Annotated in this window: 17 protein-coding genes; 9 read left to right on the forward strand and 8 right to left on the reverse strand. The window is 49.6% G+C overall.

Going from position 1 to position 22,073, the window contains the following annotated elements; translation table 11 throughout:
• Nucleotides 1-215 precede the first annotated feature (215 nt).
• Both AC5FX6_RS20080 and AC5FX6_RS20085 read left to right on the forward strand, forming a co-directional pair.
• The gene (locus tag AC5FX6_RS20080) at nt 216-800 is read left to right on the forward strand and encodes a DUF4142 domain-containing protein (RefSeq protein WP_493598743.1); all 585 of its coding nucleotides are present in this window, start codon (nt 216-218) and stop codon (nt 798-800) included.
• Between the two features lie 98 nt (nt 801-898).
• Nucleotides 899-1,471, forward strand: a complete 573-nt coding sequence (locus AC5FX6_RS20085) for a DUF4142 domain-containing protein (RefSeq protein ID WP_493598744.1) — start codon at nt 899-901, stop codon at nt 1,469-1,471.
• Between the two features lie 56 nt (nt 1,472-1,527).
• Here the strand turns inward: AC5FX6_RS20085 and uvrA are convergent, their stop codons facing one another.
• From uvrA to AC5FX6_RS20100, 3 genes are all read right to left on the reverse strand, one after another.
• Nucleotides 1,528-4,422, reverse strand: coding sequence for an excinuclease ABC subunit UvrA (uvrA, locus tag AC5FX6_RS20090; RefSeq protein WP_493598745.1), 2,895 nt, complete (start codon nt 4,420-4,422; stop codon nt 1,528-1,530).
• A gap of 131 nt (nt 4,423-4,553) precedes the next feature.
• Nucleotides 4,554-4,937, reverse strand: a complete 384-nt coding sequence (locus AC5FX6_RS20095; protein ID WP_493598746.1) for a YidH family protein — start codon at nt 4,935-4,937, stop codon at nt 4,554-4,556.
• Nucleotides 4,938-5,034: 97 nt separating this feature from the next.
• Entirely contained in the window at nt 5,035-5,430 is a 396-nt protein-coding gene (locus AC5FX6_RS20100; protein WP_493598747.1) for a DUF202 domain-containing protein, read from the reverse strand.
• Between the two features lie 186 nt (nt 5,431-5,616).
• On the opposite strand from AC5FX6_RS20100, the gene AC5FX6_RS20105 reads away from it, so the two are divergent.
• Genes AC5FX6_RS20105 through AC5FX6_RS20115 form a run of 3 tightly spaced genes read left to right on the forward strand, consistent with a single transcriptional unit; the run spans nt 5,617 to nt 11,479 of the window.
• Nucleotides 5,617-8,301: a TonB-dependent receptor gene (locus AC5FX6_RS20105; protein ID WP_493598748.1), complete on the forward strand. Its 2,685-nt coding sequence runs from the start codon at nt 5,617-5,619 to the stop codon at nt 8,299-8,301.
• Nucleotides 8,298-9,377 (forward strand): DUF4249 domain-containing protein, encoded by a 1,080-nt coding sequence (locus tag AC5FX6_RS20110; RefSeq protein ID WP_493598749.1) that lies wholly within the window; start codon nt 8,298-8,300, stop codon nt 9,375-9,377. The genes AC5FX6_RS20105 and AC5FX6_RS20110 overlap by 4 nt, the downstream gene beginning before the upstream one ends.
• Before the next feature lie 14 nt (nt 9,378-9,391).
• The gene (locus AC5FX6_RS20115; RefSeq protein WP_493598750.1) at nt 9,392-11,479 is read left to right on the forward strand and encodes a hypothetical protein; all 2,088 of its coding nucleotides are present in this window, start codon (nt 9,392-9,394) and stop codon (nt 11,477-11,479) included.
• A 92-nt stretch (nt 11,480-11,571) separates the two neighbouring features.
• On the opposite strand, the gene AC5FX6_RS20120 is transcribed toward AC5FX6_RS20115, so the two are convergent.
• On the reverse strand, nt 11,572-12,435 hold the full coding sequence (locus tag AC5FX6_RS20120; RefSeq protein ID WP_493598764.1) for an LOG family protein: 864 nt from the start codon (nt 12,433-12,435) through the stop codon (nt 11,572-11,574).
• 141 nt (nt 12,436-12,576) lie between these two features.
• Complete coding sequence (locus tag AC5FX6_RS20125; protein WP_493598751.1) at nt 12,577-13,824, reverse strand: ABC transporter permease; 1,248 nt, start codon at nt 13,822-13,824, stop codon at nt 12,577-12,579.
• Nucleotides 13,825-14,005: 181 nt separating this feature from the next.
• On the opposite strand from AC5FX6_RS20125, the gene queA reads away from it, so the two are divergent.
• From queA to AC5FX6_RS20140, 3 genes are all read left to right on the forward strand, one after another.
• Nucleotides 14,006-15,052, forward strand: a complete 1,047-nt coding sequence (gene queA / locus AC5FX6_RS20130; protein ID WP_493598752.1) for a tRNA preQ1(34) S-adenosylmethionine ribosyltransferase-isomerase QueA — start codon at nt 14,006-14,008, stop codon at nt 15,050-15,052.
• Between the two features lie 95 nt (nt 15,053-15,147).
• Nucleotides 15,148-15,783 (forward strand): CatB-related O-acetyltransferase, encoded by a 636-nt coding sequence (locus AC5FX6_RS20135; RefSeq protein WP_493598753.1) that lies wholly within the window; start codon nt 15,148-15,150, stop codon nt 15,781-15,783.
• A gap of 33 nt (nt 15,784-15,816) precedes the next feature.
• Nucleotides 15,817-16,509: a 2-C-methyl-D-erythritol 4-phosphate cytidylyltransferase gene (locus AC5FX6_RS20140; protein WP_493598754.1), complete on the forward strand. Its 693-nt coding sequence runs from the start codon at nt 15,817-15,819 to the stop codon at nt 16,507-16,509.
• On the opposite strand, the gene AC5FX6_RS20145 is transcribed toward AC5FX6_RS20140, so the two are convergent.
• The 3 genes from AC5FX6_RS20145 to AC5FX6_RS20155 form a co-directional block, all read right to left on the reverse strand.
• Nucleotides 16,506-17,234 carry an ABC transporter ATP-binding protein gene (locus AC5FX6_RS20145; RefSeq protein ID WP_493598755.1) on the reverse strand — a complete coding sequence of 243 codons (729 nt, stop codon included), beginning with the start codon at nt 17,232-17,234 and terminating at the stop codon, nt 16,506-16,508. The two genes, AC5FX6_RS20140 and AC5FX6_RS20145, sit on opposite strands and share 4 nt — an antisense overlap.
• An 87-nt stretch (nt 17,235-17,321) precedes the next feature.
• Complete coding sequence (locus AC5FX6_RS20150; protein ID WP_007652164.1) at nt 17,322-17,543, reverse strand: DUF2795 domain-containing protein; 222 nt, start codon at nt 17,541-17,543, stop codon at nt 17,322-17,324.
• A 279-nt stretch (nt 17,544-17,822) separates the two neighbouring features.
• Nucleotides 17,823-19,136 carry a DUF349 domain-containing protein gene (locus AC5FX6_RS20155; protein ID WP_493598756.1) on the reverse strand — a complete coding sequence of 438 codons (1,314 nt, stop codon included), beginning with the start codon at nt 19,134-19,136 and terminating at the stop codon, nt 17,823-17,825.
• A 366-nt stretch (nt 19,137-19,502) separates the two neighbouring features.
• Here AC5FX6_RS20155 and ettA point away from each other — a divergent pair, with 366 nt between their 5' ends.
• Nucleotides 19,503-21,173, forward strand: coding sequence for an energy-dependent translational throttle protein EttA (ettA, locus tag AC5FX6_RS20160; RefSeq protein ID WP_493598757.1), 1,671 nt, complete (start codon nt 19,503-19,505; stop codon nt 21,171-21,173).
• The last annotated feature ends 900 nt before the right edge of the window (nt 21,174-22,073 follow it).

Here is a 22,073-nt window from a genome sequence, read left to right on the forward strand (position 1 = left end):
AGGAAGGGTTTCTGGTATATATCGTTTTATGCCTGAGATAGTTGTGCCTGTTCTTTTGTAAGTGTAGTCAGTACCTGCGTCTTGCTTCAAAATAGCCAGAATACGGCTTTATTCGTTCTCTTGCATTATATTAAAAGCACATAATATAACTCCATTGCTCTAAGGGCGTATACCAATTTGTTCAAACTATTTTACTATTAACAAGAAATAACACTATGAAAAGAATTGCAACAACAGGATTAATGGCATGTGCCTTTATGTTTGGCACAATGGCCTGTGGCGGGTCTGGCAACGACAGCGTAGACGAGGCACAGGAAGCTACGGAGCAGCGTTTTGAAGACACTGCCATGGAAGACCGCAGAGTAGAGGCCGCTGATTTTATGACCACTGCAGCCAGCAGCAGCATGATGGAAGTAGAGGCAGGCAAACTTGCTCAGGAGCGTGCTACTAATCCGCAGGTAAAGGAGTTTGCCAGCATGATGGTAAAGGATCACACAGCTGCTAACGAGGAGCTGCGCAAACTGGCTACCAGCAAAAACATCACACTGCCTGACAGCATGAGCAACGACCACATGGGCCATATGCGTGACTTGCGTGACAAGCAGGGTGCTGAGTTTGACAGAATGTACATGGACAAAATGGTAAGCGCACACGACTCTGACATTAGCATGTTCGAAGACGTGGCAGAAGACCAGGAGTATCCGGATGCTGATGTGAAAGCATTTGCTAGCAAGACCCTTCCTAAGCTGCGCCAGCACCACCAGCGTGCACAGCAGATCAAAGACGGCCTGCAGCAATAAGCGATTACCCGAAACACTGGGTATTTCCTAATAACTAATTATCTTAAGCATCTGCAGCTATTATTGGCTGCAGATGCTCCTATTTTAAACCCATGCGTATGATCCGAAAACTTACCCTATACCTTGCCAGCGCCGTGCTTCTTTTGGGCACTGCCAGCTGTGGCGCCGACGATAGCATAGAACGAGCTGCCTCCCAGAGTGTGGAGCAGTTTGAGGCTGCCGGCATGCAGGGGATGAAAAACGATGCTCTGTTTGTAGCCGAAGCCACCAGTGCCAACATGCTACAGGTACGACTTGGTGACCTGGCTTTGGAAAGAGCCGTGAGCCCGGAAGTAAAAGAAATGGCGCAGGACATGAGCACCGGTCACCGTCGTGTGATGGAAGACCTGCAGAACATAGCCGTGCAAGGCGAGTTTGTTATTCCCAATGAACTGGGCAGAGCGCATCAGAAGGTATACGACGAGGTGAGCGGAGAAACAGGTATAGGCTTTGACCTGGCTTACATCAAGCGTATACGTGAAGAGCACCGTAGCCTATTGAAGCGCTACGAGGATATAGCGGAGAATGCTCAGGTGATGGAAGTAAAGCAGTTCGCCTCCAAGCAGCTCCCACTCTTGCGACAGCACTTACAGAAAGCCGAAGAGTTAGAAGACAGACTCGGAAATATCTAAAACAAAAATGCCGCTCTCAGCTATGAGAGCGGCATTTTTAGGTATAGCTATACCTGTTAAGCCTGGCCGTTTTCGCGGTAATGGCTCATCTTAAGTTCTTCTTTGAGGAAGTGAGCAGTATAGCCTTTGCCTTTCTTGACAATATCTTCTGGTGTGCCTGCCGCTACAATGGTGCCACCGCCCTCACCACCTTCCGGTCCAATGTCGATGATCCAGTCAGCGATCTTGATCAGGTCCAGGTTATGCTCAATGATCAGCACTGAGTTGCCCTTGTCCGTCAGCTTGTGCAGCACTTCGCTCAGGTGCTCGATGTCCTGGAAATGCAGACCGGTTGTAGGCTCGTCCAGAATGTAAAGCGTCTTGCCTGTGTCTTTCTTGGAAAGCTCCGTAGCCAGTTTCACACGCTGCGCCTCACCACCTGATAGAGTAGTAGCCTGCTGACCAAGGGTGATGTAACCTAAGCCCACCTCGTTTAGCGTCTGAATCTTGCGCAGGATACGTGGCTGACTCTCAAAGAAATCCACAGCTTGCTCCACCGTCATATCCAGCACGTCAGTGATGCTCTTGCCTTTAAAGCGCACTTCCAGGGTTTCGCGGTTGTAGCGTTTGCCTTTGCACACCTCGCAAGGCACGTATACGTCCGGCAAGAAGTTCATTTCGATCGTGCGCATTCCGGCACCTTCGCAGGCCTCACAGCGACCACCCTTCACATTGAATGAGAAACGACCCGGAGTATATCCTCTGATTTTTGCTTCTGGCAGCTGCGCAAACAGCGTACGAATGTCTGTGAACACGCCGGTATAGGTAGCCGGGTTAGAGCGCGGCGTACGGCCGATCGGTGACTGGTCTACTTCGATCACCTTGTCAATGTGCTCCAGTCCTTCAATTTTCTTGTATGGAAGCGGATCGCGTTTGGCCCTGAAGAAGTGCGTGTTCAGGATCGGGTAAAGCGTATCGTGTATGAGCGAGGACTTACCACTGCCCGATACACCGGTTACGCACACCATCTTGCCAAGCGGCAACTCCAGTGTCACGTTTTTCAGGTTGTGGCCCGTAGCGCCTTTCAGTTTCAATACTTCACCTGTTCCCGGACGCTTCACACGCGGCACGGCTATACCCCGGCGGTTACTCAGGAAGTCGGCTGTGGTGGTGCCGGCTTTCATCATGTCTTCCGGCGTGCCGGCGGTTACCACTTGTCCACCGTGTATACCTGCGCCCGGACCGATATCCACCACATAGTCGGCTTGCAGAATCATGTCCTTGTCGTGCTCCACTACAATGATGGAGTTGCCCAGGTCACGGAGGTCCTGCAATGCTTTGATCAGGCGCTCGTTGTCGCGCTGGTGCAGACCGATGCTCGGTTCGTCCATGATGTAAAGCACACCCACCAGCTGCGTACCGATCTGAGTGGCCAGTCGTATGCGCTGGCTTTCGCCACCAGACAGTGTTTTTACGGGGCGGTGCAGGCTCAGATAATCCAGACCAACATCCAGCAGGAAGCCGATGCGCTTACGGATCTCTTTCAGCAGTTCACGGGCGATCACATTCTGACGCTCGTTCATGCGTTCTTCCACGCCCTCAAACCAGGCAGCCAGTTTGTTGATGTCTAATACCGAGAGCTCACCTATGTTCGTATCAGCGATTTTGAAGTGCAGCGATTCTTTTTTGAGTCTATACCCGTTACACTCCGGGCAGGTCGTGGTCTGCGCAAAATCCTCTACCCAGGAGCGGATGTTGTCGGAGTCAGACTCCATCTGCCCTTTCAGGAAGTTCACGATGCCTTCAAACTCCACTACATAGTTACCTTTCTTGGTATTCACCTCCAGTTCCTCGTCCAGGCCATAGAGCAATACCCGAAGCACATCTTCGGGCAGGTCTTTGATCGGCGTCGAAACCGATACCTTGAAATGCTTGAAGAGGGCCTCGATCTGCTTGAAAATCCAGATATCGCGGTACTCACCCAATGGGGCGATGCCGCCGCGACGAATACTCAGACTCTTGTCAGGTATAACCGACTCTTCTGTGATTTCCTGTATTTCACCCAAGCCATTGCACACCGGGCAGGCACCATAAGGGGAGTTAAATGAGAAGGAGTTCGGAGCCGGATCGTCATAGGCTATACCTGTGGCCGGGTCCATGAGGTGGCGTGAGAAGAAGTGGGTCTTGTCGGCGTCCACGTCCAGTATCAGGACAGTGCCCTTGCCATGCGTGAGTGCGTTCTGGATAGAACCTGACAAACGGAAGCGGTCTTCCTCCTTCACCACGATCTTATCGATCACGATCTCGATGTCGTGAATCTTGTAGCGATCCACCTGCATTTTCGGAGCGATCTCCACTAACTCACCATCCACACGGGCACGGATAAAGCCCATTTTTCGGATCTGCTGGAACAATTCACGGTAGTGGCCCTTACGGCCTTTTACCACTGGGGCAAGTACGATAATACGCTTTCCCTCAAAGTGCTCAAGAATATGGCTCACGATCTGGTCATCGCTTTGGCGCACCATTTTGTCGCCGGTGACATAGCTAAATGCCTCAGCCGTGCGCGCCCAAAGCAGACGCATAAAGTCGTAAATTTCGGTGATGGTGCCTACCGTGGAGCGGGGGTTGCGGCTCGTCGTCTTCTGCTCGATGGAAATCACCGGCGAAAGGCCTTCGATCTTGTCCACATCAGGTCGCTCTAGTCCGCCCATGAACGAGCGGGCGTAGGCCGAAAACGTTTCCATGTAGCGGCGCTGCCCTTCGGCGTAGATCGTATCGAAAGCCAGCGAGGACTTACCCGAACCACTAATGCCAGTAAAAACGACCAGCTTGTAGCGGGGCAGCTTGATGGAAATGTTTTTGAGGTTATGTTCGCGGGCACCGTATACTTCAATCTGCTGGTTTTCCCCATTCTCGGAGAAGGCAGTATCTGTGCTGCTTGCTGTGTCTTGCGCTTGATTAAAAGCCATTCAGGAATGCTTGATTTTAAATAGCAAAGGTACAAAAATATCAGCTCCTCCGGACTCGAAGATGCTAACCCTTCTTAACAGATATCAGCGCTAAATGGTTTAGCTTTTAGCAATTATCCTTAGTTAACGCCTCAATCTGCGTTTCCATGGCGTGATGCCTGTTTTTCGTGAAGTTCTTCGTGGTGCTGGCTTGTGGGTTGGTAGTCTTGCCGATGACGTTCGATTAGCTTCTGCTTAGTAAGATAGCGCACAAAGCTATACACGGCCAGCAGTACACCAATAGGCATCAGCGTAAAGCCGATCAGCTCCATGTAAACATGCTGGGAGAACTTAATAGCAGCAAAGCCACCGGCGATAAGCGCAATTGCCGTCCGGAAGTAAGCCATCAAAGTACGCTCATTCGCAAAGATGGTGCGCTGAATAGCCATCTCGTCGCGGATCTCATTGTTCTTCTTTTCCAGCTTTTTGATCTTCTTACGCAGCTTCTTGATTTCGTCTTGCTCCTGCACAGGCATCTATTCTATTTTTTGAGAAATATACGAAACAAAGGGAAGGAAAGGGATAACAGACGCAAGCCACGTTTTTATAACGGCCAGCATAAGCAAATGCCCGTTAGGCAGAGGTTTGTTTGCCATTGCCACCAGGCTGGGGCATTTCGCTGTGTGCCCGCTCGTGTTCGTGGCTTGTTGGGCAGTAGCCCTGGTGATGATCTTCGATAATGCGCTGCTTGTGCCTATACCTGACAAAGCTGTAAACGCCCAGTATGATGCCGATGGGAATTAAAATGACACCAATGACCTCCAGGTACAGATCATCGGAAAGCTTGATGGCCACAAACCCACCTACCGAAATTGTCATGGCTGTGCGCAGGTAGGCCATCAGGGTGCGTTCATTGGCGAAGATCGTGCGTTCCGCTGCCATGTGGTCACGTATCTCAGCGTTTTTCTGCTCCTGTACTTTAAGCTTCTTCTTGAGCTTCTTGATCAACTCTTTGTCCGCATCTGACATAGGCTTGGGCTCTCTTGTTATTATGTACGATTCTCTTGGACTTAGGTAATAAGGATTCCGCCAAAGCTTTTAAATTCAGGAACATCCTAAATTTTCAATTTCAATGTTAAAACTATATATTGCTAAGGTGTAAAGTGGTCTTATTTAATGCCTGCTGCGCACATATGCCAACCGCACCTCCGTTTTATGAAAAGACGCTACCACTATTTTTTACTTGCTGTACTGATGCTACTGACAGGCCATGCCCGGGCACAGGAAAGTAGTCAGCCACGCATTACAGCCAGCTACCAGGAGCAGCCCTTGGCAGCAGTGTTGCAAGACTTACAGCAGAGGTATAAGCTGCGCGTGTTTTACCAACCGGAATGGGTAGAAGGGGTGCAGGTTTCACAGACCTTTGAGCAGGAGCTACTCTCCAGTGCCTTGCAAAAGCTCCTGGAGAAAGCCCGTCTCTCATTTGTGCTGTACGATGACCGCACGGTAGTGCTGGTGCCTCAGTCCGCGGCTTCTATATTTCGCTCTGACACGGTGCCTTCCGGCGTGCAGACAGGAGGGCAAGCCACTGATCGCATTGTGACCCTAAGCGGACAGGTGCGCAATGCCAAGACAGGGGAGCCGTTCATTGGCGCCACTGTGCTACTTGTGGAGATTGGAAAAGGCACCGTTGCCGACGAGCACGGCAGGTATACCTTGTCGGTGCCAGCAGGCAGGTACACCTTGCGGGTGCGAGCCATCGGCATGGTAGAGGACCAGCGACGGGTCAGCCTGCAGCAGAGCCGCACCATGAACGTTGAGCTATTTGAAGTAAGTAACCAGCTGCGTGAGGTAGAGATATCGGCCAAAGCACCTGACCATAATGTAGAAAGTTTGGAAATGGGTGTGGCGCGCCTATCAATACAGGAGGTGCGAAAGATGCCCAATTTCCTGGGGGAAGTGGACGTATTGCGCAGCATCATTTCGTTGCCGGGTGTGACCACCGTCGGGGAAGGGGCCAGCGGCTTCAATGTGCGCGGAGGCAGCATCGACCAGAACCTAATCCTGCAAGACCAGGCGCCGCTTTTCAGTGCCTCGCACCTGTTTGGTTTCTTCTCAGTTTTCAACCCGGATATGGTACAGGATGTGACTTTGTATCGCGGCGGTATACCTGCCCGTTACGGAGGACGCATCTCGTCAGTGCTGGATGTGGAGCTGAAAGAGGGTAACAAGAAAGCGCCTATCCTGAGCGGTGGCATCGGCCTGCTGGCAAGCCGCCTGATGGTGGAAGCGCCACTACTGAAAGACAAAGCATCATTTGTGCTCGGAGCTCGTGGGGCCTATCCCGGGCTTGCGCTGCGCTACGTGCCTGACAAAGCTGTGCGCGACAGCGATGGCTACTTTTACGACTTCAACGCCAAGGTTGACTACACGATCAGCGCCAAAAACCAGCTGATGCTGTCAGGCTATCTAAGTCGCGACGGTTTCCGTTTTGGAGCTGATACCACTTATACCTGGGGCACCGCCACTGCTACTGCCCGCTGGAACCATACCTTTAGCGACAAACTCCTGTCGAGCGTAACGGGTGTGGTAGGTGATTATGACTATGGCGTAGAAGCCGAAACAGAGCCTTACAGCTATACCCTTGACTCAGAGATAAAATACAAGCAGATCAGGGCAGACCTGAACTACGAACCTTCTGTGCAGCACAAGTTGGGTTTGGGGGCTTCGTCCTCCTGGTATCAGTTTAGCCCCGGTGTCTTGACGCCCGGTTCAGAGCAATCGAGTCTGCTGCCTGTCAACATGCCACGGGAACGCTCTGTTGAAGCTGCGCTATACCTGGACCACGAATATGCTCTTAGCCCGAGAATATCGGTTAGCTATGGGCTACGCTACTCCTCATATTATAACCTGGGGCCGGGTGATGTGTACGTCTACGATCCGGAGTCACCCCGACGGGAGTCAACGATCGTTGACACCGTGCGCTACAACAGTGGCGGCGTGATACAGCAGTATAGTAATTTTGAGCCGCGTGCCTCACTTAAGGTAAGCCTGGGCGAAAACAGTTCTGTAAAACTGGGTTATAACCGCATGGCACAATACATTCACTTGATCTCCAATACAGCGGCCGCCTCTCCAGTGGATACCTGGAAAACGAGCAACCCGAACCTGCGCCCACAGATCGGCGATCAGGTGGCACTCGGCTTTTTCAAAAATCTGCAGGACAATACCATCGAGCTCTCGGCGGAGGCCTATTACAAAAAACTGCACGACCTGGTGGAGTATAAAGACGGAGCCCGGCTCCTGCTCAACAGCACACTGGATGCGGACCTGCTGCCAGGCGAAGGCAAAGCTTACGGACTGGAGCTGATGATGCGCCGCAAAGGCAAAAAGCTGACCGGCTGGGCTAGCTATACCTATTCCAGGTCACTGCGTCGCGTGAACGGTCCTACCCCAGAAGAGCGCATCAACAACGGCAACTTCTTCCCGGCCAACTTCGACAAGCCGCATGACCTTACCTTGGTCATGAACCAGCAGCTGACCCGCCTGATCAGTCTGTCAGCCAACTTTACTTACAGCACGGGCAGACCAATCACTTATCCGGAATCAGTGGGTTATATTGATGGACTGCTGATGGTAAACTACAGCGACCGCAACCAGCACCGCATACCAGACTATCACCGCCTGGACCTGGCCTTCGTGATAGACGGCACCAACAAACGGAACGCAAACTGGGTGAGCAGCTGGGCCTTCTCGGTGTATAACGTCTATGGGCGCAAAAACCCATATTCTGTGTTCTTTAAACCATCTTACGGTGGCACTATTCCGCAGGCTTACCGGCTATCAGTCATCGGCTCGGCAGTTCCGGCCATCACTTACAATTTCAAGATCACCAAATGAGAAAGCATAATGAACGACAGAGCTGTGCGTGGTTCTTCCTGTGGCGAGCCATTCTTCTTGCCACGGTATGTTTCCAGGCTTGTATAGATCCTTTTGAGATCCAGACCGGCACAGAGCAGAAGTCGCTGGTGGTAAGCGGCATGATCACAGACCAGAATAACCCGGAGCTGAACAAAGTAACTCTCACCTGGACCGCCCCTTTCGATAGCAAGAATCAGCAGGTGATTGTCGAGCGGGTGCTAAATGCCACCGTTACGATACAGGACAACCTCGGCAACAGTATGCCTTTGGATGAAGAACCCAGAAGCGGCGTGTACAGATTACTAGAAAGCGACTACCAGGTAGAGCAGGGAAGGAGCTATACCTTGCACATTACCTTGCCTGACGGTCGGGAGTATGCATCGCGTCCAGAATTACTGCGCCCGGTCCCAGCCATACAAGGTATAAGCTATGAGTTCAAAGAATTTACAGACGTGGTGCGCAACTCAGCGGGTCTTTTGATAGAGCGCAGGTCAGTGGGCTTTGAGGTAAAGGCGCAGGTACAGGATCCGCCTGAGCGAGGCAACTACTACCGCTGGGATACAGAAGGCGTGTTTGAGTTTTATACCAATACGGGCGATGTGCCGGTACCTTCTGTTTGTTGGTCCAATAGGGGCAGCATCAACACAAAAGTGGTGTCAAATGATGACAGGCTGGTGAACGGACGCTATTTTGAGCAACCTGTCGTGGTAGTGCCAGCCGACATCCCAACCAAATACCGCATCAAAATCAGGCAGTTTTCCCTGACCGGCGAGGCCTATGAATTCTGGCGATTGTTCAATGAGCAGCAGTCGAGTGTGGGCAGTATTTTCGATCCGCCGCCGGCCCGCATCAACGGCAACCTGTATAGCGTCACCAACCCCGAAGAGCAGATAGTAGGCTATTTCACCGCTTCCGCCATGGTGGAGGATTTTGTCGTGATTCAGCGACAGTTCTACGCTCCGTTCCCGGGTCTGCCTTACGAGCCGCCTTTGGGCGACTGCCGCTACACTTTTCAATATCCAAACGTAACTGACCAGCGGCCAATTGGCTTTTGATAAACTACCTGATCATGATCAAACCCTGCAAAAAGAGTAACAGGATATTGGGGGCAGCCTGTTGGCTGTGGGCAGTGACTTGCATTAGTTTGCCAGCCTATGGCCAGCAAGAGCAGGTTACCAAAGTCGCTGCTGCTCAGGTACAGCGTCAGCTCTCTGATGAACAGGTGCAATTGGTACACAGCCAGCCCTGGTACATGGCAGGGGAGCGGCTCTGGTACAGTGCCAACGTGCAAAAGAGCTCAACTGCTCCGGCGAGCCGGGTGCTTTATGTGGAACTGCTGGATGCAAAAGGCAATACCCTGATCAACCAGCGACTGGTGATAGAGGATGGGAAAGCACAAGGAGATTTCCTGCTTCCTAAGGATATGCCCTCTGGCAACTACAAACTGCAAGCTGCCACCAATTGGATGAGAAACTTCAGCACACAACAGCATTGGCAGCAGCAACTTACCATTGTCAACCCGGATGAAGTGCGGGCACTGCAAACGCATCCCGTAAAGGCCAGGCCACTACAAGTACGATTCTTTCCTGAGTCAGGTGTCTGGCCGGCTGGAGTGCCCACTAAAATGGTAGCGGCTGTGACCAACGCTGCAGGTATAGGTATAGCCGCTCAAGGGACTGTGGCTGATACAGCCGGGCAGGTCATCACCACATTCAAAAGCAATGAGGCAGGTATAGCTGTTTTCACTCTGTCGGCTACAGAGCAGCAGGAACTGGTGGCGCAGCTGCAGGCGGAAAACTATATGCCGCAGCAGGTGCCGCTCCCAAAACCAAGGCAGCAAGGTATAGCCCTGGCAGTTGGGAACGTAAACAATGCGGGTATACAGGTCAGCGTGCAAGGCAAATCGGCAATAGGCCATGTGCTGGTGGCAGCTTCGGGCGGAACCGTATACTTTGCGCAATACCTTTCGGGAACAGAGCAGATTACCGTACCCTGGTTAAGTGCCGAGCAGCCCGAATGCCGCTTGCTGCTACTTAACACAGGAGGTCTGGTAGAAGCAGAACAGCGGATCGCATTGCCTCGTGCAGCAGGTATAGAAGTGCAAACTGATCAGAAGCAATACGGTACCCATCAGCAGGTAACTGTCTCCGTGAAAGGATTGCCAGCCTCCACCTGGCTCACTGCCTCTGTGGCAGAACGCAGGGCTGCACTTCAGCAACCAGGCAGCTTTGTTTCCGGAAACGAGATACGGCAGAACTACGTGGCAGACCGTGAACTCTGGGATGCTATCGCAAAAAGCGAAACAGAAGCACGCTTTAGTAGAGAGCCCTTGGTAGAACCTGTGCGGCAAGAAGGTATAAAGTCACCTTTTCAGCAGGAAGCCTTCACAAAGCAGCTGGACACAGCTTTCGTCCAGGCGCTGCCACTGCAGGTAAAGAATATAGCGATGAAACACTATACCCGCACCAACATCAACGAAATCTATGGCCTGACCGAGCCTCATGCTACAGCTCCGCTTCCGCGCCTGCCAGCCGATCGGGTGTTCAAGCTGGATGAGTATGTCGCTTTTCAGGATGTAGAAGAAGCTATTCGTGAGGCTACTACCAACCTGCGCATGCGCAAAAAGAAAGGCAGGCAGACAGTACGATTGCTCTATGTTGCGCCCGGAACCAAGCGCATGATGAAAGAGGAGCCGCTATACCTGCTGGACGGCGTCATACTGGAGAACATGGACGAGATCATGGCGCTCGATCTGAACGATATCGCCTCCATGGAGATCGCCTGGTCAGAGGAGAAGTTGTATGCCGGCAACCTGGGTCGCTTGGTTGATCATGGCATGTTTGCTATTTACACCAAAAGCGGTGAGGCCCGGGAGCGGCTCAAGGAAAAAGGGCTGCCTGTGCTGTACGAGCAGTACAACCTGCCCCGGAACTTTGTAGTGCCAGCCACTAACGATGTGGCGCAGGCCCAATTACCTGACTTCCGGCAGCAGCTGTACTGGCAACCATCTCTGCAGACTGGAGCCGACGGAAGTGCCACGATCACGTTCTATACCTCCGACGAAACAGGAATGTTTGAGATAAAAGTGCAGGGGCAAACAGCAGCGGGTATACCTGTACATGGTAGCACCTCTATTGAAGTAAAGCCGCTAAACTAATGAGCCGTACTACGCTCTATGGCAGACTGTGTTTTACAAAAAAAACGCCCCGTTGGAGAACAACGGGGCGTTTTTTTTGAATTGCTTTTCTCTTAGAAGTTCGGAGACAGCAGGTATTTGCTGTAGAACTCGTCGATTACTCTTACTGCTTCAGTTGCATCGTCCACGATATGGATCAGGTCCATGTCTTCCGGGCTGATGTTGCTTTCCATTTTCAGCATCACGTCCTCTACCCACTTGAAAAGTCCTTCCCAGTACTCACGGCCTACCAGCACGATCGGGAAGGCACCGATTTTCTTGGTTTGAATCAAAGTGATCGCCTCAAACAGCTCATCCAGCGTTCCGAAGCCACCTGGCATCACGATAAAGCCCTGCGCATACTTCACAAACATTACTTTGCGCACAAAGAAATAGTCGAAGTTGATGAGCTTATCGGAGTCGATGTAGATGTTGTTGAATTGCTCGAACGGCAGCTGGATGTTCAAGCCTACAGACTTGCCACCTTCTGAGTGAGCCCCTTTGTTACCTGCTTCCATGATGCCCGGTCCACCGCCTGTGATCACGCCGTAACCATGGCGTACCAGTTTGGCGGCGATTTCCTCAGCCATGATGTAGTACTTGTGCGTGTTTTTGGTTCGGGCTGAGCCAAAAATTGAAACGCAAGGGCCAATTTTAGACAGCTTCTCGAAGCCTTCCACAAACTCCGACATTACCTTAAAGATCTGCCAAGAGTCAGCGATTTTGATCTCGTTCCAGTCCTTGTCTACAAAGGCCTGTCTGATTTTTATATCCTCCTCAGATGCTGGCGGGGCCTGTACTTGTCCGTTCTCGCGCAGGTCTGTGATGGATTTTGCTTTATTTTCGTTTACATCCGGGTTCAGGATCGTCTGTCCGCTTCCGCTGTTGTGTGACTCGTCGTTGAGTTTCGTTTTGCTTGTCTTTCTAAGCTTTGTCATAATTCTTTCTTCGTCTTCTTCAGGAGGCAGGCCTCCTGCGGCGCACTCACAATGAGACGCCTTCTTCATTTAATAAATAATTTTAAGGGTGTGTGTCTGCAGCGTGGAGAAGGATGCTTTGCAGTCACGGTCGTGTTTTTGTTATTTGGAGCGAATCGCAATCACCGGATCCAGGTTTGAAGCAAGCACTGCCGGAATTATACCCGATAGCATGCCTATCACCGCCGATACGCCCAGGCCTAATATAATGTTGCCTGCTGAGAGCGAAATCTTCATCATGTCCTGCGGTATCAAAGTGAGCAGGAATACCAGCAGAATACCGATGCCACCGCCAATAATGCTCAAAAATACTGACTCAAACAAGAACTGGAATAAAATGAAATAGTTTTTAGCGCCCAGTGATTTTTGTATACCTATGATATTGGTGCGTTCCTTAACTGACACAAACATGATGTTGGCGATACCAAAGCCGCCCACCAGTATAGCAAATCCACCGATTACCCAGCCTGCCAGGCCAACCACCTGGAAGAAGCCAGAAATAGCTTGAGTAGCCATTTCAGGGCGGTTGATAGCAAAGTTGTCTTCGTCACGCGGTTTTAATCCACGGATATTGCGCATCATGCCACGCACTTCATATTCCAACTCTTGTAACCCTATGTCCTCTTCGCGGCCTTTTACAGCAATAGTGGAGCCGATACCATTAGGGCCTGTCGCGTACATTTTGCTGAAGGTGCCATAAGGTATAATGCCCATCTGATCGAAGTTAGGCATGCCAAACATGCTTTCACCCTGTTTCTCCATCACCCCGATCACCGTGAACTTGTGCCCGCTAACTCTGAGCTCCTGCCCGATGGCTGGTTGGCCCGGATAGAGCGTGCTGGCCACTTCATCGCCTATGATCATCACATTCCGGGCTGCATCCACCTCTTGCGGGATAAAGTAGCGGCCTTCTGCCACTGGTATCTCCGTTACTTTGTTGTAATCGTAGGTAACGCCCATAAGACCGGCGTCTCTGAAATTGTTATTGCGGTGCTTAAACAAGCTGCGTCCTTTGTTGGCAAAAATAGCCACACCAGCATCGTTGGTCAGGTTGCGGTCCAGCAAGCGGAATTCGTGGGTGTTAGGCTGTGGGCGTTTGAAGTATTTCCACCAAGGGTATTCGCCACCGAAACTCCAGGGCCACTTTTCTACATACAACACCTTGTCACCAATGAAACTCATGCTGTCGCGCACATTGCGCTCGAGCGAATCTACCAGTGTGAATACCGATATGATGGCAAAAATACCAATTGTAACGCCCAGCAGGGAGAGGATCGTTCGGAGCAGGTTGGCACGTAAGGCTTGCCATGCAAATCGGAAACTTTCAGCTATAAGGCGTAGGTAGATCATAGTTTGGCGTACAGGAAAGTAATTTTCTTAAAAGTAAGAATATTTCGGGCAAACTAAGTAAATTTGCGGTTTGATTTTTTAATTGTATCATGGGTATGCCTTCCTGATTTTTAAGGAGCCGGTCACTTACCCGATACAGACCGTTCTAAGTCAGCACGATTTATACCGTAATATAAAAAGTATGAAGTTATCAGAATTTAAGTTTGAGCTCCCCGAAAGCCTGCTAGCCACACATCCATCCGCTAACCGCGATGAGTCACGCATGATGGTGCTGCACCGCGACACCGGTAAGATTGAGCACCGTGTTTTCAAAGACATCCTGGAGTATTTCGATGAAGGCGATGTGATGGTGGTGAACGACACCAAGGTGTTTCCTGCCCGTCTGTATGGCAACAAAGAGAAGACCGGCGCCAAGATTGAAGTGTTTCTGCTGCGTGAGCTTAACAAAGATATCCACCTGTGGGACGTGCTGGTAGATCCGGCCCGTAAGATTCGCGTTGGTAATAAACTTTACTTCGGCGATAGCGACCTGGTAGCAGAGGTGATTGACAACACAACCTCCCGTGGCCGTACGATCAAGTTTTTGTTTGATGGTCCGGACGAAGAGTTCTATAAGACGATCAACGAGCTAGGCGAAACTCCACTTCCAAAATACATCAAGCGTGAAGCTGAGCCGGAAGACAAAGAGCGTTACCAAACGGTATATGCCAAAAACGTAGGTGCCGTGGCCGCCCCGACTGCCGGCCTGCACTTTACCAAAGAAGTACTGAAGCGCCTCGAGATTAAAGGTGTGGATGTAACGCCACTGACGCTGCACGTTGGCCTAGGCACTTTCCGCCCGGTAGACGTAGAAGACCTGACCAAGCACAAAATGGACTCGGAGAACTTCTCAGTTCCTGCTGAAACCGCCGAAATGGTGAATAAAGCCTTGGACAACAAGAAGCGTGTCGTGGCGATTGGTACGACCACCATGCGTGCACTGGAGTCGTCGGTATCGGCAAGTAACCGTCTGAAGCCAAACGATGGTTGGACTGACCGTTTCATCTTCCCGCCATATGATTTCAAGATCGCGAATGCACTGGTAACGAACTTCCATATGCCAGAGAGCACACTGCTGATGATGACAGCTGCTTTCGGTGGCTATGAGCTGGTGATGAAAGCCTACGAAGAGGCTGTGAAAGAAAAGTACCGCTTCTTCAGTTACGGCGACGTAATGCTGATTCTGTAATCAGCAGGTATAAGATTTAGAAATGCCCCGACCTCCAAAGTCGGGGCTTTTTGCTTTATTTGTAGCTTTGTACATTGCACTACTAAATCGGATATATGCCAAGTCCAGATCCCCACAACACATACCCGCTTCCGCATCACCATAATCTGGTTTTTCTGAAGAACATCATCCGGAATCCGAACATCATAGTTGGGGACTATACCTACTACCATGATATGGAGGACCCGCATAACTTCGAAAAAAATGTGTTGTACCACTTCGATTTTATAGGGGATAAGCTGCTCATCGGGAAATTTTGTGCCATCGCCTCCGGGGTGAAATTCATCATGAATGGGGGAAATCACGAAACCAAAACCATCTCTACCTATCCTTTTGAAATTTTTGCAAATGGCTGGGAAAAGACAGGCGGGACAGACGCACCGGAGTACCCATACAAAGGCGACACAGTGATAGGCAATGATGTGTGGATTGGTTACGAAGCAGTGATTATGCCCGGCGTGAAAATTGGGAACGGGGCCATTGTTGCGACTAAGGCCGTGGTGACTAAGGATGTACCTGATTACGCTATTGTAGCAGGTAATCCGGCTCAGGTTGTGAAAATGCGTTTCACGGAAACCGAAATAGCACAATTGCTTCAGATCGCATGGTGGGACTGGAGCATCGAAAAAATCACTCGGAATCTACCTTATATCAAGGCAGCAGGTATAGCCCAGTTGGCCAACTGCCAGTAAAAACAGGCTATTACAGCACATAAACCTTACCTTATGGAGAAAGCTTTGCAACAATACGCCATTGTAGTAGCCGGTGGCACTGGCAGCCGCATGCAGCACAGTTTGCCCAAGCAGTTTATCGAGCTTGCCGGTAAGCCTATTCTGATGCATACCATTGAGCGGTTCTATGCCTACAATTCCGATATACGCATAGTGGTGGTACTGCCAGAAGACCAGTTGCAGGTATGGCGAAACCTTTGCAAGCAGCATAAGTTTCCTGTATTTCATATGGCGGTGCCGGGCGGCAAGACCCGCTTTGGATCTGTCAAGAATGGACTGGCTACGATTCACGGCGAGGCACTAGTGGCTGTGCATGATGGTGTGCGGCCATTTGTAAGCACTGATATCATCCAGGCAGCCTTTGAGCAAGCGGCTGAGTCAGGTGCCGCTGTAGTAGCCGTGTCACCGAAAGATTCTATCCGGGAACTCACTGAGGATGGAAGTCAGGCCGTGCCACGTACCAAGTACAAACTTGTACAGACCCCGCAGTGCTTCCAGGCAAGCCTGTTGCGGACAGCATATGAGCAGCCGGAGCAGGAGCACTTCACAGATGATGCTTCAGTGGTAGAGCAACTGGGCGCAGGTATAGCGCTGGTAGAAGGCAGCTATGCCAATATCAAGATCACCACACCGGAAGACTTGCTGCTGGCCGAAGTGCTTGTGAAGCAGTTTGCAACGGCGCCTTAACGGATAATCCGTTGTGCCTCCAGAAATTCCTGGTTCTGCTGCACGGTTTCTGCAGAGAGCGGCTCTAGTGTAGGGGCGGGTTTCGACAGATTGAGAAGGAAGCCCTCCACGGGCATCAGATTGTAGAGGTCATGTGTTATGCAGAACACTGTTTTGCCCTTTTGCTGCACCCATTCCTGCAGCAGTTGGAACACCTGTTTCTTATAATACACATCCAACTGCTGGGTAGGCTCGTCGAGTAACACAACATCGGCATCCTGCAGCATCAGCTGTGCCAGCCACACCATTTGCTGCTCACCACCCGACAGTGTTGTAAAATCCTGCTCCTGCAGGTGTGTCAGTTCCAGTTGCGCCAGAATGGACTTGGCTTGAGTATAATCCTGCGCTGTATAGTTTTCAAAAAAGCTCTTCTTGCGGAATAGCCCCATCACCACCAGGTCAAGCACGCTGATCGAGAAAGAAACAGTATTTTTTTGGGGGAGATAGGAGAGGAGCCCGGATGCTGCTGCATCTTTTGTGTGGCGCAAGTCCTGCCCTTTTAGTAGGAGTTGTCCCTGGTAGGGTATTTTTTGTTGGAAAGCCCTGAACAGGGTTGTTTTGCCAGCTCCGTTGTGACCAACAATAGCCACAAACGCTTTAGCAGGCACGGAAAAAGAAAGGTTGCGGATCAGAACACGCTGTTCATAACCCGCAACCAAATTTTTTACTTCAACGATGTTGTTCAATGAATAATGAGGAATGACTAATGAATAATGAGAAGCTGTGATGGCTGTTGGGGATTATTCACTATTCATAATCTGATTAATCAGTGATTAGTACTCGTCTTCGTTGAACATGAAGTCTTCCTTAGTAGGGTAGTCAGGCCAGATCTCCTCGATGTTCTCGTAAGGCTGTCCGTCATCTTCAAGTGCCTGCAGGTTTTCTACTACCTCCATAGGGGCGCCTGAGCGAATAGAGTAATCGATCAGCTCGTCCTTAGTAGCTGGCCAAGGTGCGTCCTCCAGGTATGATGCTAATTCCAGTGTCCAATACATAGTATGTGTCTCCTTAATCTAAATGGCGTTGAAAAAAATAGTTCGCAAAAGTATGAATTAATTTACAAACTAAAATTTTTTTGAAATATTTATTGCTTTTTGTGATTGTTTTTACCAAAACAACGCAAATACACAGTAAATGTTCATTTTGAGTCAAATTTTTTTGACCACTGTTTTTTACTGTTATTTGCCCTGATTGGCCTATATGTAAATATAAAAAGCGCCTGCCGCATTCGCAACAGGCGCTTCCTTAAAAAATATAGTTAAATCTTAATTTTTCTATTTATTGATAGTGCTCAGCTGCTCCTGGAACATTTCAATCAGGGCCTGCTTGGTTTTGATCTTGCGATTGAAGTTACGGATCTTGCCCAGCAGCATATTGCGGAACGAATCGTTGCTCGGTGCTTCGCTCAACTTGCCAAGATTAGTTTCGAGTACTTCCAACTCCTGACGGTCTGACTTAATAAAATCTCGCAGGGCATTGATACGGGCATTCAGCCCTTCCTCATGGCTATAAGTTTCGTTGGCGTTCTGCTGGCGCTTGCGAATGTAGTGCTCCAGGCTGCTCATTTCGAACACGCGGTCGCATGCCTTAATGAAGCGCTCCCAGATTGCGTCTGAAATATCAGGGCGCACCGGGCCTACTTTCTTCCACTCAGCCTGCAATTCCTTGGCGCGCTTTACAGCGTCGTTCAGGCTATTGTGCTGCAGCAACTGCTCAGCCTGGCTTACGAGTTCTTGCTTCCGCTCCAGGTTGGTGTCGTAGTACTTTTCCTTAGAGTCCGCCTTTTCGTTTGTAATCTTTACTTTGAGGCGCTCGAAGAAATGGTTGTGTGCTTTTCTGAACTCAGTCCACAGTTTATTGGTGGTGGCACGCGGCAACGATCCTCCAATCTGCTTCCATTGAGTCTGCAGGTCTTTCAGTCTTGCTGTGGTGGCTTCCCAATCCTCAGAGTTCTGCAATGCTACTGACCTGGCGATCAGGTCTCTATACCTGTCGTAAGTGCGGTTCTGCATTTGCTTCTTATCATTGAAGAAAGACTTTTTGCGCTCAAAGAAAGCCTCTAGTGCCGTTTTAAAGCGCTCCTCAATCTCCTCAGTGAGTTCTTTCTCCACCGGGCCGGTCTTAATCCAGGTCGCGCGTAGGTCCTTCATCTTGTCAGAAGTCTCTTTCCACTCCAAGCTATCCTGCAGTGCCTCTGCTTCCTGTATAAGCCCGATCTTAATGCTTAGGTTCTTCTCGCGGTTCTGCTTGATGGTCTCATTTATCTCTTCCTCGGCTTCACTCAGCGTATGATAAATTGCTTCGAAATCACCTAGCGCATCATAATTGCCCACCTGGTCTTTCATGTGCAATACCTTCATCAGGAAAGAGCCTTTGTTTTCAGAAGTTGTGATGCGCTCGAGCAGGGCGTTTACTTTGTCGCTAAACATGTGAAAACGCTTGGCGAAATAAACCAGCGAGTCCTCCTCTGATTCTTTTACTTCACCTACCTTTCTGTCAGGGTAAGTCATAAAAGCTTTCAGCCATACTTGCTGGTCCTGAATGAAGCCATACTTTTTGGCTTCCTCCAATAGGTCGTTGTTTTCCATTTAAGGATCGGGTTAGAGTCGGAACATAATAGGGCAAAGGGTCCAGAATTTAGACTAACCTTAGCATACGCAAGTCAGGTTGTAGCGTTGACAGTCTGCAGTTTAGCAGTTTGCGTCTCGTACCCATGACCTGATTTGGTGCTACGATAAGTCTGTGCGGACTTCTCCCATACAGTTTTTCTACAAGTTTAGTGATTTCAAAGCACTTTTGTGAAGCATAAACACATGAATTTTTACGATATTTGTATTTGCCGACGTAAATAATTGCCAAATCAGCCCTGTTTGTAGGGGCGGGCAATGTGAATGTTGCGTTAATTTAATTTTAAATTACTGTCTGAGGGCAGTACTAAACTGATATACAGTATAATGAGCAACGAAACCATTATTTTCTCCATGGCTGGGGTCAGTAAGATCTACCCGCCACAGAAGCAAGTACTAAAAAATATCTACCTCTCATTTTTCTACGGTGCCAAGATAGGCGTACTGGGTCTGAACGGCTCTGGTAAGTCAAGCCTGCTCAAGGTGATCGCCGGTGTGGACAAAGAGATTCGGGGCGAAGTAGTATGGTCGCCGGGCTACACGGTGGGCTACCTGGAACAGGAGCCTCAACTGGACCCGACCAAAACGGTGCGTGAGATAGTAGAAGAAGGTGTGAGTGAGGTCGCGGGTCTGTTAAAGGAGTTCGACGAAATCAATATGAAGTTCGCCGAGGAAATGACGGACGACGAGATGAACAAACTCATCGAGCGCCAGGGTGAGGTGCAGGAGCGCCTGGACCAGCTGAACGCCTGGGAACTGGACAACCGCCTGGAGCGCGCGATGGATGCTCTGCGCACACCACCGGAAGATGCTGTGATCGGTAACCTGTCAGGTGGTGAGAAGCGTCGCGTGGCCCTTTGCCGCCTGCTACTGCAGGAGCCGGATGTACTGCTCCTGGACGAACCTACCAACCACCTCGACGCTGAGTCAGTAGACTGGCTGGAGCAACACCTGCAGCACTACAAAGGCACTGTGATCGCCGTAACTCACGACCGCTACTTCCTGGACAACGTGGCTGGCTGGATTCTGGAGCTGGACCGTGGCGAGGGTATTCCGTGGAAAGGTAACTACAGCAGCTGGCTGGAGCAGAAGGCTGCCCGTCTGGCCAAAGAAGAAAAGTCAGAGAGCAAGCGCCAGAAAACCCTGCAGCGTGAGTTGGAGTGGGTGCGTATGGCCCCGAAGGCGCGTCATGCCAAGTCGAAGGCCCGTATCAGCCAATATGATAAGCTTGCCAGCGAAGAAGCTTCCAAGAAAGAAGAAAAACTGGAGCTCTTTATACCCGATGGCCCACGCTTGGGTGCTCAGGTTATTGAGGCACATAACATCAGCAAAGCTTATGGTGACAAGCTGTTGTTCGAAAACCTGAATTTCTCATTGCCGCAGGGTGGTATTGTAGGTATCATCGGTCCAAACGGTGCCGGTAAGACTACTTTGTTTAAACTGATCACAGGTCAGGAGAAACCAGACGCAGGCGATTTCACGGTAGGCTCTACGGTAGAGATATCTTACGTAGACCAGGAGCACGCTAACCTTGACGCTACAAAGTCGGTGTTTGAGGTGATCTCAGGCGGTACGGAGCACATGATGATGGCAGGCCGACAGGTTAACTCCCGTGCTTATGTAAGTAAGTTCAACTTCTCAGGTGGTGACCAGGAAAAGAAAGTGGAGAAGCTATCAGGTGGTGAGCGCAACCGCGTACACCTGGCTATGACGCTGAAAGAAGGCGGTAACCTGCTACTCCTGGACGAACCAACCAACGACCTGGACGTGAATGCAATTCGTGCGCTGGAGGATGCCCTGGAGAACTTTGCTGGATGTGCTGTGATCATCTCACACGACCGTTGGTTCCTGGACCGTATCTGTACACACATTCTTGCTTTTGAAGGCGATTCGCAGGTATACTGGTTCGAGGGTAACTATACTGATTACGAAGAGAATAAAAAGAAACGTTTAGGTGACATGGAGCCAAAGCGCATACGTTATAAAAAGCTTGTGTAATATTGTAAGACCCTAAGCTTTCGCTATAGAATTGTAGCACCTTCACAATTCCCTGTCACCATTTAGTGACAGGGAATTTTTTTTTTGTGAAATATCAAACTATACATGATGCTTTATAAAAATATTTTATCAAAATATGGATTGAACTATTCTTTGTTGAATTTTGATATTCATAGTTGTTTGATAATTAGGTTGTTGTAATATAAAAGGACGTTATAACGTCTAATTAGTGTAGCATTGTGCAATAATTTAGAAAATATATTCAATTAGTTGTTTATAATAATTTTTTAATATTTATTTGCAATGCCTTCTGGAAAATATATGAAAATACTGGTCTGGAAGATAATTTTTTTATGCTTGCAATAATTAAATCTAACCTAAACCTTAAAACATTCTATTGTCATGAAAAAATTTACTCTTAATGAAGCAAAAGCTAATCTGATTGTTGCTGCTTATTTTGTGCTTGGTGGTGCAATTAGCAGTGTACTTGTAGCGGTAGCATAATTAGCTTACTAATATAATATGTCAACAGGGGCGATGCTTACAGGCATCGCCCCTGTTGTTTTTACACTCGTTTGAGTGCCTTCTGAAGAAAGAGCCATGAGTTAGTTGGTGCATCAGCAAAAATGGTCAAGCTTATTCACGCTGTAAACAGTTGCCGGTCAGTAACTTATTAATATAGCTATATTAATATATAAATAATCATAACTATTTTTTATATAGTACAACATTTGATTGCATTCCGCGTAAAGTATACTAAGACAGCCAAAGGTATTTTAAGGGATTTCTAACTTTTAAAAGGTTGTCACTCATGAAAAAACTCTACTTTGATGAAGATGCACTAGCATACATTGTAATAGCTGGCTACTTTGCTATTGCAAGTATTGTTTCAGTGGTCGT

The organism is Pontibacter sp. LHS2 (assembly GCF_058932845.1).

Bases quoted from the DNA above. Each gene is read 5' to 3' on its own strand.
- AC5FX6_RS20120 (WP_493598764.1), bottom strand. From the start codon at position 12,435: ATGACAAAGCTTAGAAAGACAAGCAAAACGAAACTCAACGACGAGTCA.
- AC5FX6_RS20110 (WP_493598749.1), top strand. From the start codon at position 8,298: ATGAGAAAGCATAATGAACGACAGAGCTGTGCGTGGTTCTTCCTGTGG.
- AC5FX6_RS20135 (WP_493598753.1), top strand. From the start codon at position 15,148: ATGCCAAGTCCAGATCCCCACAACACATACCCGCTTCCGCATCACCAT.
- ettA (WP_493598757.1), top strand. From the start codon at position 19,503: ATGAGCAACGAAACCATTATTTTCTCCATGGCTGGGGTCAGTAAGATC.
- AC5FX6_RS20080 (WP_493598743.1), top strand. From the start codon at position 216: ATGAAAAGAATTGCAACAACAGGATTAATGGCATGTGCCTTTATGTTT.
- AC5FX6_RS20100 (WP_493598747.1), bottom strand. From the start codon at position 5,430: ATGTCAGATGCGGACAAAGAGTTGATCAAGAAGCTCAAGAAGAAGCTT.
- AC5FX6_RS20125 (WP_493598751.1), bottom strand. From the start codon at position 13,824: ATGATCTACCTACGCCTTATAGCTGAAAGTTTCCGATTTGCATGGCAA.
- AC5FX6_RS20140 (WP_493598754.1), top strand. From the start codon at position 15,817: ATGGAGAAAGCTTTGCAACAATACGCCATTGTAGTAGCCGGTGGCACT.
- queA (WP_493598752.1), top strand. From the start codon at position 14,006: ATGAAGTTATCAGAATTTAAGTTTGAGCTCCCCGAAAGCCTGCTAGCC.
- AC5FX6_RS20085 (WP_493598744.1), top strand. From the start codon at position 899: ATGATCCGAAAACTTACCCTATACCTTGCCAGCGCCGTGCTTCTTTTG.
- AC5FX6_RS20155 (WP_493598756.1), bottom strand. From the start codon at position 19,136: ATGGAAAACAACGACCTATTGGAGGAAGCCAAAAAGTATGGCTTCATT.
- uvrA (WP_493598745.1), bottom strand. From the start codon at position 4,422: ATGGCTTTTAATCAAGCGCAAGACACAGCAAGCAGCACAGATACTGCC.
- AC5FX6_RS20105 (WP_493598748.1), top strand. From the start codon at position 5,617: ATGAAAAGACGCTACCACTATTTTTTACTTGCTGTACTGATGCTACTG.
- AC5FX6_RS20150 (WP_007652164.1), bottom strand. From the start codon at position 17,543: ATGTATTGGACACTGGAATTAGCATCATACCTGGAGGACGCACCTTGG.
- AC5FX6_RS20115 (WP_493598750.1), top strand. From the start codon at position 9,392: ATGATCAAACCCTGCAAAAAGAGTAACAGGATATTGGGGGCAGCCTGT.
- AC5FX6_RS20095 (WP_493598746.1), bottom strand. From the start codon at position 4,937: ATGCCTGTGCAGGAGCAAGACGAAATCAAGAAGCTGCGTAAGAAGATC.